The sequence below is a fragment of the Hyphomicrobium sp. genome, from assembly GCF_047600905.1.
In the GTDB taxonomy this organism is placed as follows: Bacteria; Pseudomonadota; Alphaproteobacteria; order Rhizobiales; family Hyphomicrobiaceae; genus Hyphomicrobium_B.
Genome location: NZ_JASGKD010000001.1, coordinates 2,888,278 through 2,901,537 on the forward strand (window position 1 = coordinate 2,888,278; position 13,260 = coordinate 2,901,537).

The 13,260-nt window shown below is 60.1% G+C and carries 10 protein-coding genes; 3 read left to right on the top strand and 7 right to left on the bottom strand.

What is annotated here, in order from left to right:
* Window positions 1–4: 4 nt before the first annotated feature.
* The 3 genes from QM780_RS13885 to QM780_RS13895 all read right to left on the bottom strand — a co-directional run bounded on the left by QM780_RS13885 (window position 5) and on the right by QM780_RS13895 (window position 4,587).
* Window positions 5–1,399, bottom strand: coding sequence for a circularly permuted type 2 ATP-grasp protein (locus QM780_RS13885; protein ID WP_415072045.1), 1,395 nt, complete (start codon window positions 1,397–1,399; stop codon window positions 5–7).
* A gap of 215 nt (window positions 1,400–1,614) precedes the next feature.
* Window positions 1,615–2,805: an MFS transporter gene (locus tag QM780_RS13890; RefSeq protein ID WP_415071045.1), complete on the bottom strand. Its 1,191-nt coding sequence runs from the start codon at window positions 2,803–2,805 to the stop codon at window positions 1,615–1,617.
* A 105-nt stretch (window positions 2,806–2,910) separates the two neighbouring features.
* Window positions 2,911–4,587: a formate--tetrahydrofolate ligase gene (locus QM780_RS13895; protein ID WP_415071046.1), complete on the bottom strand. Its 1,677-nt coding sequence runs from the start codon at window positions 4,585–4,587 to the stop codon at window positions 2,911–2,913.
* Window positions 4,588–4,844: 257 nt separating this feature from the next.
* Between QM780_RS13895 and QM780_RS13900 the strand changes: the two genes are divergently transcribed.
* Window positions 4,845–6,077: a cyclic nucleotide-gated ion channel gene (locus QM780_RS13900; protein WP_415071047.1), complete on the top strand. Its 1,233-nt coding sequence runs from the start codon at window positions 4,845–4,847 to the stop codon at window positions 6,075–6,077.
* Between the two features lie 61 nt (window positions 6,078–6,138).
* Here the strand turns inward: QM780_RS13900 and QM780_RS13905 are convergent, their stop codons facing one another.
* The 4 genes from QM780_RS13905 to QM780_RS13920 all read right to left on the bottom strand — a co-directional run bounded on the left by QM780_RS13905 (window position 6,139) and on the right by QM780_RS13920 (window position 8,894).
* Window positions 6,139–6,312 (bottom strand): hypothetical protein, encoded by a 174-nt coding sequence (locus QM780_RS13905; RefSeq protein ID WP_415071048.1) that lies wholly within the window; start codon window positions 6,310–6,312, stop codon window positions 6,139–6,141.
* 218 nt (window positions 6,313–6,530) lie between these two features.
* Window positions 6,531–7,319 (bottom strand): PP2C family protein-serine/threonine phosphatase, encoded by a 789-nt coding sequence (locus tag QM780_RS13910; RefSeq protein WP_415071049.1) that lies wholly within the window; start codon window positions 7,317–7,319, stop codon window positions 6,531–6,533.
* Window positions 7,320–7,326: 7 nt separating this feature from the next.
* Window positions 7,327–8,139 carry an FHA domain-containing protein gene (locus QM780_RS13915; protein WP_415071050.1) on the bottom strand — a complete coding sequence of 271 codons (813 nt, stop codon included), beginning with the start codon at window positions 8,137–8,139 and terminating at the stop codon, window positions 7,327–7,329.
* Between the two features lie 110 nt (window positions 8,140–8,249).
* Complete coding sequence (locus QM780_RS13920) at window positions 8,250–8,894, bottom strand: FHA domain-containing protein (RefSeq protein WP_415071051.1); 645 nt, start codon at window positions 8,892–8,894, stop codon at window positions 8,250–8,252.
* Window positions 8,895–9,154: 260 nt separating this feature from the next.
* Between QM780_RS13920 and QM780_RS13925 the strand changes: the two genes are divergently transcribed.
* Window positions 9,155–11,503: a protein kinase domain-containing protein gene (locus QM780_RS13925; RefSeq protein WP_415071052.1), complete on the top strand. Its 2,349-nt coding sequence runs from the start codon at window positions 9,155–9,157 to the stop codon at window positions 11,501–11,503.
* A 135-nt stretch (window positions 11,504–11,638) separates the two neighbouring features.
* On the top strand, window positions 11,639–12,805 hold the full coding sequence (locus QM780_RS13930; RefSeq protein WP_415071053.1) for a thermonuclease family protein: 1,167 nt from the start codon (window positions 11,639–11,641) through the stop codon (window positions 12,803–12,805).
* Window positions 12,806–13,260 lie beyond the last annotated feature (455 nt).

Genomic DNA, 13,260 nt, shown 5'->3' on the forward strand with positions numbered 1-13,260 from the left:
GAAGCTATTCCTGCAGCACCCACGTATCCTTGGTGCCGCCGCCCTGGCTCGAATTGACGACGAGCGAACCCTTCTTCAGGGCCACGCGCGTCAACCCTCCCGGCATCAGCCGCACCTGGTCGCCAATCAGCACGAACGGACGCAAATCGAGATGCCGCGGTGCGACGCTCGTATCGGCGAGCGTCGGACAGGTCGAAAGCGAGAGTGTCGGCTGGGCGATGTAATTTTTTGGATTGGCGATGAGCTTAGCGCGGAAAGTCTCGATCTGCTCAGCGGTCGACTTTGGTCCGACGAGCATGCCGTATCCGCCTGAGCCATGGACTTCCTTCACTACAAGGTCAGGAAGGTGATCGAGAACGTATTTGAGACTGTCCGGCTCCCGGCAGCTGTAAGTTTCGACGTTCGGCAGGATCGGAGGCTTGCCGGTGTAGAATTCGATGATCGCGGGGATATAGCTGTAGATGGCCTTATCGTCGGCGATACCGGCGCCGGGCGCGTTGACGATCGTGACGCGGCCCGACCGATAGACGTCAAAAATGCCGGGCACGCCTAGGAGCGACGTCGGCTCGAACACCAATGGATCGAGGAAATCATCATCGACGCGGCGATAGAGAACATCGACGCGTTTCAGACCTTCCGTCGTCTTCATCCGCAAAAGGCCATCGATGACGACAAGGTCGGAGCTTTCAACCAGTTCGACGCCCATCTGATCGGCGAGGAACGAGTGCTCGAAATAAGCGCTGTTGTAGATGCCCGGCGTCAGCAGCGCGATTGTGGGCTCGGCATCGAGATTGCTCGGCGCCACGCTTTCAAGCGTTTTCAGAAGGGCGTCGGCATAGTTATCGACCGGCCGCACGCGATTGCGACTGAAGAGGTCAGGAAACAGGTGCATCATCGTCTCGCGGTTCTCGAGCATGTACGAGACGCCCGATGGCGTGCGCGTATTGTCTTCGAGAACCATGAATTCATTTTCGCCGGTGCGGACGAGATCGACACCGATGATGTGGCTGTAAATTCCGCGAGGCGGATCGACACCGATCATTTCCGGCAGAAAGGCCGAATTCTGGACGACCAGTTCCTCGGGGATCTTGCCGGCTTTCAAGACTTCCTGGCGGTGATAGATATCATAGAGGAAGGCGTTGAGGGCCCGGACACGCTGCTCGATGCCAAGTTCCAAGCGGCGCCATTCCTCTGCCGAGATGATGCGCGGCAGAATATCGAAAGGAATGAGACGCTCACCCGCCTCTTCGGCTCCGTACACGGCGAACGTGATGCCTGAACGACGGAACAAAACCTCCGCCTCGGCAGATTTCTGCCGGAGAGTATCGAGACGCTGGACACCGAGCCATTCCGCGAAAGCTTTATATGGCGGACGGACCTCGCCGCCGAAGCCGTTCATTTCGTCGAATGGCACGCCCAAATGCACCCTCCCGCCGTGACTCTTTTCGGTTCGGTATCGCAAAGCCCAGGCCATTTTACGCAAAGCCCGGATTTGCTGCACCTACCTAATCACAACAGCATCAATTTGCTTGCGAAATAAGCAGCCATCGACGACGCCAGCATAAAATTGCGGCAGCGGCCCGAGAGCGAGAGCGTACCCCGCGCGCCACTGAGTTATATCGCAGGTGGAGAGGAAATGGCTGCCGTGGCAAGAGCGGATCTCGCTTTCAGGCCCCGGGACGTCGCGATGCCGAGCAGTCCCATCACCACGCCCGCGAGGAGCAGCCACCAAGCCGTTCCCAGTCCCGGCAGCCCGATACCGTAGATGATCGGCCCGAAGGCCTGTCCCAAGAACACGAAAAAGGTATGCATGGCGACCGCCGAGCCGCGATTGTGAGGCGCGAGTTCAGTCGCCTGCGTCTGCAGGGAGTTATGGATCATATAGAAGCCGACGCCGACGACGATAAAAATCGCCATCTCAGCCGGCCAGGTCGTTCCCAGGGAAAGCAAAGCTAGACCCGTGCCTGAAACAATGCCGCCCGACATGATCAGCCTGTAGAGGCCGAGGCGGCCGAGCATCAGGCGCACCAGGGCGGTGTAGACAAATCCGCCGAGGCCGAAGCCCGCGAGAACGAAGCCGGCTTCCCGCAAGCCGCCGGCGCCACGCTGTTCGAGGAGAACCGCGACATATGGGAACAGTCCGAAGATCACAATTCCTTCAACAAAGACCGCCGAAAAGCAAACTGCCGAACGGGGATTGGCGAAGACGGCGCGGTAGCCGCCAAGAAATTCGCCGAGGCTCGGTTTTGTTCGCTGTGCGGTCGGCGACGGGCGCAATTGCCGAAGCGTGACGATGAACGCGAGAAGCGACAGGATTGCTGCCGCAGCCGTCGCCACTCGCCAGCCCACGAACGACGCGACGAGGCCCGAGCCGATCGAACCCGTAAGCTGCCCGGCTATGATCGCGGTCAGAACGCGCGAGAGCGCAAGCTGGCGTTCCGACATCGGAAAGCGATCTCCGACGATGGCAAACGCCAAGGGAATAATCCCGCCTGCTGCGGCGCCGCCGACCAGACGTGCGATCGCGAGCAACTCGAGACTTGGCGCGACCGCCGACGCAGCGAGGCAGGCCGTCAACACGGCCAGAGCGATCTTGATGATGCGCGCCTTTCCGAGCGCGTCGCCAAAGGCCCCGAGTACGGGTTGGGCGAGGGCATAAGGAAACGCATAAAACGAGGCGAGCATCGCCACGGACGCAGGATCAGCCCCGAGATCCCTCGAAATGTCGGGCACGACGGGGTCGATGATCCGCATCGACATCGAGCTGACGAAGCAACTGGTGGCGAGAATGGCGAGAAGACGCATTCGAGGTCAATCGGCGGGACGAAAAGCCTGGCCTTGGTAACAAAAGAGGGGCGGGTCTTAGAATGACCCGCCCCGTATGGCTGATATGAGTTAGACTTCTTTGTGTCAGAACAGACCCTGGATCTGACCCTTGTCGTCGAGACGGATGGAGTCGGCGGCGGGCACCTTGGGCAGACCCGGCATCGTCATGATCTCGCCGGTGACGACAACCACGAATTCCGCACCTGCCGAAAGCCGCAATTCGCGGATCGGGACGATGTGGCCTGTCGGCGCGCCCCGCTTGGCCGGATCGGTCGAGAACGAATACTGGGTCTTTGCCATGCAGACCGGGAAATGCCCGAACCCTGCCGCCTCCAAATCCTTGAACTGGTTCTCGACGCTTGAATCACACGAGATATCGGCGGCGCGATAAATCTCGGTTGCGATCGTTTTGACCTTGTCGCGCAGCTTCATGTCGTCGGGATAGAGCGGCTTGAAGTTGGCCTTGGCTTCGTCGATCACCTTCACGACATGGTGCGCGAGGCCTTCGGTGCCTTTGCCGCCATCGGCCCAGTGCGTGCACAGGAACGCCTTCGTGCCCATGCTTTCCGCGGCTTTTTGCACCTCGGCAATCTCGGCATCGGTGTCGGTGATGAACTTGTTGACTGCAACGACAGCGGGAACTCCGAACTTGTTGACGTTCTCGATGTGACGCTTGAGGTTTTCGCAACCCTTGGCGACAGCTGCGGCGTTTTCTGTCTTCAAGTCGTCCTTGGCGACACCGCCGTGCATCTTCAGCGCACGCACCGTCGCGACAATCACGACGACGGACGGCGCGATCCCTGCCTTGCGGCATTTGATATCGAAAAACTTCTCAGCGCCGAGATCGGCACCGAAGCCAGCTTCCGTCACGACGTAATCGGCAAGCTTCATCGCGGTCTTGGTGGCAAGCACCGAATTGCAGCCGTGGGCGATGTTGGCGAACGGGCCGCCATGGATGAAGACCGGATTGTTCTCCAGCGTCTGAACAAGGTTCGGCTGAAGCGCGTCCTTGAGGAGGACGGTCATGGCGCCATCGGCTTTGAGATCGCGGGCTCGGACCGGTTTCTTGTCGCGCGTATAGGCGACGATGATGTTGCCCAGTCGATTCTCGAGGTCCTTGATGTCTTTCGACAGGCACAGAATTGCCATGACCTCGGAGGCGACGGTAATGTCGAAGCCGTCTTCGCGCGGGAAGCCGTTCGATACGCCGCCGAGTGAGTTGACGATCGAGCGCAACGCACGGTCGTTCATATCGAGAACGCGTTTCCAACCGACGCGGCGCTGATCAATGCCCAGCGCATTGCCCCAATAGATATGGTTGTCGAGCAGCGCCGAAAGCAGGTTGTGGGCGCTCGTTATGGCGTGGAAATCGCCGGTGAAATGCAGGTTGATGTCTTCCATCGGGACGACTTGGGCGTAGCCGCCGCCGGCCGCGCCACCCTTCACGCCGAAGCACGGGCCCAGCGAAGGCTCGCGCAGAGCGGCGATGGCTTTCTTGCCGATATAGTTAAGGCCGTCGCTCAGACCGACAGTGGTCGTCGTCTTGCCTTCGCCGGCGGGTGTCGGGCTGATGGCCGTCACCAAGATGACCTTGCCGTCTTTATTGCCCTCGATCTGCTTGATGTATTCGGAGGATACCTTGGCTTTCGTCCAGCCATAGGGAACCAACGCATCGGCGGGCACACCTACCTTCGCCGCGATCTCGGCGATGGGCTTCAGCTTCGCTTCACGCGCAATTTCTATGTCGGACTTCACGGCCACGGACTTTTCCTCCTAGAAATCTTTTTTTATTGAGCGAAAATCTTACTCAACTGGGGCGGGCGGCGGTAGTGAACTGAGGTGTCGAAGCGCCAAGGACCTTTGGCCAAAACGGCGGTGGGGCTCGGCGTGACCCATGCGCTGATGCCTCAGTTGGCTCATAGACGCAAGGTCTACTCAACGTCGCGGGTGTTTGCGAATTCTTAGCAAGTCCAGCGACCGCCCATGATGCACTGCGAAGACAGAGATTCGCCAAAACGATGATCTCTATGCGGAGCGAAGAAGAAGGGAAGCCGATCTTGCAGGAACGCCTCGACCGTAGCGCACCTGTGTCCTCTGGAGTGCACCGCAAGAGTTTGCGGAAGCGCGTTTATGAGGTCATCGAGACGGGGCACGGCGAAGATCTCGCGAGCAAGGTGTTCGACACCTTTATCGTCTGCCTCATCCTCTTGAACGTTGCCGCGTTCGTTGCAGAGACGGTGCCGGCGGCGCGCGCCAGATGGAGCCATTGGTTTTACTGGTTTGAAATTTTCTCCGTCGCGATTTTCACGATCGAATATGCGCTCAGGATCTGGACCGCGATCGAGGTGCCCTACCTTGCGCGCAAGCAGCCGTGGAAAGCACGGGCCAAGCTTGCACGGCAACCGGCGTTGATCATCGATCTCGCCGCGTTCCTGCCATTCTATCTGAGCGGCATCTTTACGATCGACTTGCGCATCCTCAGAACGTTGCGGCTTCTCCGCTTCCTGAAGCTCTCGCGCTACTCGCCGGCGATGTACACGCTGGTTCGAGTCCTCTCGAACGAGCGCAAGGCGCTGTTGGGTGCATGCTTGCTGCTGGCGACCGCACTGCTCTTCTCGGCCACGCTCATGTACTATATCGAGGGCGATGCTCAGCCCGACAAATTCGGAAGCGTTCCGCAAGCGGCGTGGTGGGCAATCGCGACGCTGACAACCGTCGGCTACGGAGACGTCACCCCGATCACCGCGCTCGGCAAGGTCGTCGGCGGGTTTACGATGGTCGTCGGGCTCTGTGTTCTGGCATTGCCGGTTGCAATCATCTCGACAGGTTTCGCACAAGAGCTGCAGCGGCGGGATTTCGTCGTCACATGGTCGCTGATGTCACGCGTGCCATTGCTGGCGCGGCTCAACGCCAAAGAAGCTGCGCAGATCATGCCTCTGCTGCAAGCCCACAATTTTCCGCCGAACGTTGAAGTCGTGAAGAGAGGCGCGCCGGGCGATGCGATGTATTTCATAGCGTCCGGAATACTCGAAACGCAGTCGAACGAGGGGCGGCGGACGTACTCTGCCGGCGACGTGTTCGGGGTCGGAGCGATGTTCGATGACGGCGTGCACGATGACGCGATCATTACGACGTCGAAGTGCCGATTGCTAAAACTGCAGCGTGAAGATTTTCATCGGCTAGCAATGATGCAACCGCATATCGCGTCTCACATTCGCAGTCTTGCGAGCGATTTCGTTGAGGACGTTTGAATAAAAAAACAGCGGGCTCGCCAAAGACCGCTGTTTCTCCAGTGCAAAGTCTTTTCAGACCTTACTTCGCTGCGACGGTGCAGGTCTTCGTCTTCTTGTCCCACTTGCCTTTGGCCTTCTTGCAGTCGGCCTTGGTCTTGGGAGCAGCAGCGTCGTCAGCATAAGCAACGACGGGGGCCGAAACGGCCATCAGAAGGCCAGCAATAACCGCACCGCTCAGAACTTTGGAAAGCATTCGTATCTCCTTCGCATCTCACCCGGCCACTTGTGGGCCGTCAGGCAGCGGCTCTTAAGGGAGGTTCATTGCGGGTTTCTGGCGGCCAATATACATTTGCGTAAGGTTGCAATGTGCACGGACCAATCGTTCAGCAGGCCTTTGAAATTCGAGTTATTTTGAGAAAGATAAAAGCCCGCTCGGCGGCGTCGTTTCCCGAACCCGCGCTTGAAAAATAATCAGCCGACCGCTCTTACGACAAGCACGGTGGCGTTGTCTTGATAAGGCTCGCGGATCGCTTCTATCGAACGGATGATCGCTTTGGCCACGGCGGCCGCGCCGTCCTTGGCATAGCCCTGGATAACGCGAGCGATTTCACTGTTCTCAAGCGTTGCGATGCCGTCGCTTGCCAGAATGATGTAGTCTCCCGGCTCCAGCTTCAACGGTTGGCGCGAAACATCGAGAAGGTCGATTTCATCGCCCGTCACGGCCGACCGCAACATATGCCGACGCGGATCGTGGCGCGCCTCGTCGGCAGTCAGCTTGCCTTCGGCCACCATGCGGTCGAGTTCAGGCGCGAGTGAATGATCTTCGTTCAGAAGCGCCACTTCACCGCGGCGGAAAAGAAAGAGCGGACTGTCGCCGACGCTGACCCATTCGATGCCAACAGGTCCGAACGCCGCGCCGACGAGGGTGGAACCCATGCCGGCGAGCAAAGGATTCTCCGCGACCTTGTTGGCGACGGCGGCATTTGCCGCACCAAGCCCCGCAATGAGGCGCTCGCTGGCATCACCTTTTGCCGTGGATGCTGTTTTCAGAAAATGATCGCACACCGTACGGCTCGCCAGAGCGCCGCCGGTGTGGCCGCCCATGCCGTCTGCGAGGACGGCGAAGCCGCTGCGATCATAGCCTGGACCGTCAGCGGACAACATCACCGGTTCGCCGCCCTCCGACAGGAATGCAGCGGTATCTTCCTGATAGTCGCGGGCTCCGCGCGTTGCGGCGACTGCATGCTCGAACGGCGGCATTCGATCCTTAGGTTTCGGAAATCTCTGACCAGTCAAAATCGCTTCCGCAGAACGGCAGGAATGCGACTTGCGTGCGCCCGAGCGTTATGACGTCCATCGGCTGCAACGGCACGGGGCCGGCCGGTCGCTTGTCGTTCACAGAAACGACATTCGTCTTAGCAAGATTTGGCACAAAGAGGAAAGACCGATCGGTCGAATCATAGCGCAGATACGCCTGCGCCTCGTTGGAGATGGCATCGTCGCCAAAATCCAAGGCAATGCGGTTGTCGCGCGAGCGCCCGAGGGTGTTATTGCCCTCGAAAACAGGCCGGTAGGAGCCGAGCCCCGGTCCGCCGACGACGATCAAAAAGGCGACGACAGGGTCGCGCTCGAACGCGCCGTGCTCGATTTTCTGCTTGCCGCGCACGAGAACGGTGCGAGGTGCCGCTTCTGGCTCAGGCTCGGCTTTTCTAGCTTTTGGAGGCTCGGGCCGAACGACGCGCGTCGTCGGTGGGGCGTCCGCTTCTTTTTCTTTCGAGAGACCCAAACCCTCCGGAATTTTGGGCTCAGGTCCGGAGCGCGCGAGGCGAGCGGCCTCTTCGGCGCTTAACACGTCGGGTTTCGATGCGATTGGCGGCGGGACAACGTCATCGGTCGTGGCCGCCTGGACTTGCGGGGGAGACGGAGACTTCGCCGGCGCGGCCGCGACTGCAGGACGACCGGGAGTTGTCTCGTCGCGTCCGGCTGCCATCAACGCATCCCTCAGAGATCCCAAAAATTTGTGTGGCTTTGCACCCTTCGCCTCATTACCCGCGGTCGTCTCGCCTCGTTCGACAGACATCGACAAATCTCCCTCTGCATCTGGACAGGCGCCGACCTCCGCAGAATCGGGCCACGTATGAGATACGCATGAACTGGAACCTGGACAGAACCTTGGCGGCGACGCGAGTATTACCCAATGCCAGCCCGAAAACGCAGCTTTCCAGGCCCGAGCTGAATCAGATCACCGTCGTTGAGGCGCGCTTCGCAACACCGTTTCCCATTGATGATCAGGCCGTTACTCTCGACGCCGGTCAAATCGGTAATGCGCCAATCGTCAAGATCCTCGCGATGAATGGCGGCGTGATAGCGATGCACGTAGCGGCTCGGAATACGAATGTCGTTATCGTCTTCACGACCAATTCTCAGCATGTCGCGCAGAATCGCGCAGCGCATGCCGCGACCGTTCTCGATCTCGATGAATGGGAGATGGCGGGGAATGGCCGGTGGTCCGGCTAGACGGGCGTCGAATGTATCGCCGCGCCTCGGCTTGTATGGGCGCGTCGCGTTCTTCGATCGCGTCAACGGCTTGGACATCCTGATCAGCGCAGCAACAAGCGGAAGACAGGCGGCCAGAATGATGCCGACTGTCAGAGCCGGTGCAGCGTGATAGCTTTGCCGAAAGAGTGCCGCGGCCCGCAGCATGAAAGGCTCAGCTGCGCCCAATATCTTTTTTGCGCCGTCCTCGGATGCCCAGAAAGTCAAGACTGCCATCACCGAGAGAATCGCCGTACCGGCTAGGGCAGTTCGCATCCAGCGTGGCTGCGCGTCCTTCATGATTCGAGTCCCCATCGCGCCACGCTGATTTGGTGAGGAGATGTCGGCGGCAACATGGCCCAAAAGCGACGCATCGAGGAATTATTCATCGACGGTTCATCACCCGTCGATACGCCACATTCTTGCGCCATGGGTTCAAAACAGAGACAAGAGGGTAATCGCCCGCTAAGAGGGTAGAGCAACTCCGGCAGCAAGGCCTTTAGACCGGACAGAACACAGGGCGTGTAATCACAAGCGCGGACGGCCCGCGCAAGAGGACAATGACGCAGCTTGTCGCTTTACCAGACGGCACTGAGCTTGCGGGCGATTACAAAATCGTCCGGGTTCTCGGTGCGGGCGGCTTCGGCGTCACCTATCTTGCCGACGAACCGGAACTGGCCCGCAAAGTCAGCATCAAAGAATATTTCCCGAGCGATTTTGCGCTTCGAACGGAAAATCTCGAAGCGACGCCACGATCCGAAAGCTGCACCAGTGACTATAACTGGGGGCTCGATCGCTTCATCGACGAAGCGCAGACGCTGGCGAAGTTCGATCACCACAACATCGTCAAGGTGCATCGCATCTTCCGGGCGAACAATACTGCCTACATGGTGCTCCGGTTCGAGGAAGGCAAAAGCCTGAAGAACTGGCTCAAGGACCTGGGGCGGGCGCCGCGTCAGAAAGAACTCGACCAGATCGTAGCGCCGCTTCTCGATGCGCTCGAGGTCATTCACAAAGCCGATTTCCTGCATCGTGACATTGCCCCCGACAACATCATCATCCGCAATAGCGGCGATCCGGTGCTGATCGATTTCGGCGCCGCGCGTAGTGATATAGCCGCCCACTCGAAGACCAAGACTGTGTCGGCGCTGGTGAAGCCCGGGTACAGTCCTTACGAGCAGTATGCCGAGACGAGCCGCCAGCAGGGGCCGTGGAGCGACATCTACGCCTTCGCCGCCACGCTCTACCATGCGGTGACCGGCAAGCGGCCGCCCGACTCGCCGTCGCGAATGCTCAAAGACGAGATGGTGCCGGTTCGCGACGCGGCGCTCGCGGGATACCGGGCATCGTTTCTTGCCGCGATCGGGCAGGCGCTGGCGCTTTCGGTCGACGCACGCCCACGATCGGTCGCGGAATGGCGCGGGGCTTTGTTGGCTCCGGATCCGGAAAGGCCCGGTCTATTTCAACGCCTCAAAGAGAAGACCGAAGTTCGCCGACGCCGCGAAGACGATAAGCGTGCGGCCGATGCAGTCGTACAGACGCCCGTGCCGCCGCCGCCCGACGCGCCGGGGCCCAAGGGAGGCATGCTCGATTTTGTCGAGTCGCTGAGAGAGCAGCCGGCCGAAAAGAGCAAGACGAAGGCGCCTGCAGCCGTTACGCCCGCTCCGTCTGCCGCCGCAAAGAAAGCCGCCGCCGCGGAAAAAGCCAAGGCCAAGGCCGAAAAAGCGAAAGCTGAAAAAGCCAAACCGGCCGAAAAGATTGCGCCGCTGCCGCCTCCGGCTCGGGCGGTGGCTGAAAAGGCAAAGGGGAAACTGAAAGTCCGTCCGAAACCGGACGTTGCCCGACGGCCTTTTTCGCGCTGGCTGAAGACACGCCTTATCATCGCGGCCGCCATCGCCGGCGTCGTTCTGGCGTTCCACGATCGCATCCCACAATTCCTGGCGTCGCAGAAAAATGCCATCACGACGGGGACGATCTTGAAGCCCGTCGCAACGGCCGATCCGGCTCTCACAGAAACAGCAGAGATCAAAGCTTATGATGGGCCGGTCGAGGAACTGGCACTCAGCGGCGATGGCCATCTGATCGTGACGGCGTCGCACGAACCGCTGCTGAAAGTCTGGTCGTACGATACGCGCTATCAGCTCGGCACGATCCCGCTCGAAGACGGACCCGCGGTATCGCTGGCGGTTCGCAACAATCGCGTCGTGACCGGCCATGCCAACGGTGCCGTCGCGATTTACGACCTCGATACCAAACAGCGGCTTTTCAGGTTCAAGCGCAACGACGCGACGATCTGGGCCGTCGCCTTCGTTGCCTCGGAGGATCGCATTGCGGCGGCGAGCCATGACTGGACAGTGACTTTGTGGGAAACGGCATTCCAGGACACGCCGGTTGCCGTGCTCGATGGACACGAAAATGCCGTGCAGGCCCTTGCGGTCGACCCCTCCGGAAGGTGGATCGCATCCGGCGGCGCCGACCGCGCAATACGGATCTGGAGCGCCGATACGAAGGATACACGCCGACTTTATCGTAACAATTCCGATTTCATTTCGTCGCTTGCATTCTCCGGCGACGGCGCGTTGCTCGCAGCGGGAAGCCTCGACGGAACCGTCAAGCTTCTGTCAATGAATTCCTATCGGATGCAGCGGACCCTCAGCGGTCATGCGGCTCGCATCACCTCGCTGGCGTTTTCGGAATCCGGCGATTTGCTGGCATCGGCTTCCGAGGATGGCGTCGTGCGCGTCAGGAGCTTGAAGCGGTGGCGCACTTACCTGCCCTTGAACGGCCTCGGGTCGGGGGCCAAGACGGTAGCGTTTTCCAATGATGGACGCACGTTGCTGACGGGCGGACAAGATGGTGTGATCCGGCTCTGGTCATTGCCCGGCGCGCAACTTGCGCAACGCAATTGACGCCGGCGCGGCTTGCAATGCCTCAGCGGCGTCGCTAGACCGGTCGGAAATGCATGTGGGCGGCGTCCTGGAGACAAAGCACCGCCATCATTGGTCCGAACATACTCAAATCGATTCATGCGGGAGGTGCGCTTCATGTTCGGATGGCGCCGACGGAGCGAAGGCTTTGAATGGAAGGAATACGTGCGGACGACGATTCTCGTTCGGCGCGCCGACCGTCAGCGCCGGATCGAAGACGCGCGGCTCGCCGCCATCGGCAAGGTCAAGGACGCCGCTGACGCCGGAGTCGACGCCGGACGCGCAGGTGTCTCCGCTGCCAAGGCCGGCATCATGCGCGGTCTATCGTTTCTCGGCCGTGTGATCGCCGATTTTGCGGTGACCATTTTCTGGGGCGTCGTACGTTGGGGACGGTTCGGCTGGAGCATTCTGAAAGATGCTGCGGCCGCGCTTCTTGCGCCGATCGCCAATGCGCTGCGCGTGCCCGCCGGGGCTGTCAGCGACAAGCTTAGAATGATGCCCGACGTTGCCCAAAAATTTCCGGTCAAGGCGCATCATCTGATAACCGCGGGGATCGTATTGGCGTTGATCTACGTCGGCGGCCCGATGCTCAGAACGGCCGATGGCGTCGGCACGATTTCCGTCGCGGACGCGATGCCGGAAGCGAATAGCGAAGCTCACCAGGTTACGATTTCGAACGAGATCTCGGGACCGGCCGCCGCGTTGACGGGCGATACGATGCGCGTCGACGGCACTCTTATCCGCCTTGCCGGGATCGAAGCGCCTGCTTCGGAGCAACCATGCTATCGCGCAACTGGACGGCGGTGGAACTGTGCTTCGGCTGCCCGTGCAGGGCTCAATAGCATCGTCCGCGGGCGCGTCGTCACATGCAGCCCGTCGGGGCAGGCCGAGGACGGCAGGACGGTCGCGAATTGCGTCGTCGACAGTTCGAAGGACGTGGCGACCGAGCTTGTTCGAAACGGATTTGTTTTTGCGACCGCCAGTTCCTTCTTCAGCTCGCTCAGCGGGGAAGAAAGCAGTGCGCGAGACGCCAAGCGCGGTATCTGGCAGGGAGAAGTCCAGCGGCCGCAGGAATGGCGAGATCAGGCGTGGGAGGCCGCCAAGCGCGAGGCGCCCGACGGATGCCCGATAAAGGGTGTCGTACGGGCTTCGTCGAAGATCTACGCGCTGCCGTGGTCCGGCGCGTATGCGAAAGCGCGGGTGCGGCCCGAACGTGGGGAGCGCTGGTTCTGCAGCGAAGATGACGCCAAGGCCGCTGGTTTCGCGCCTCTCGACAAATCCTGAAAGTGAATTGGCGAGGGCAAAAAAATCCCGCAGCCGGGGGAGACTGCGGGGTGGAAGTGACCTTGTACGCCATTGGGGTTGTGGGACGGCGCAAAGGATTAATGCGGATCATACAGCCAAAGGTGGCAGAATTATCAAGACTTGGCGCGCCGTGATTCGTTTTTTGCCGTCAAGATGTGTCTGTTTGGCTGGGCGTCAGTGCGCCAGCGCAACGGCGCTGTGCCGCCCAAACAATAATGTTTCCTGAGCGTAATTATCGGTTGTGACTCAACGGCATCAAAGCGGATTGCGTCGCAAAGCAGCTGCGGATCAATAAAAGCGGGCCGCCCCCAGACTTCCTTTCCCATCGACCGATTCCCGGCCTGCAACTGGAAGTACTTGCATCGCCCAGTTGGTTTGACCGGCAAATTCGGTCTTAGCAGCCGCCCGCATCGGCCGTGGGTACGCTTCGGCCA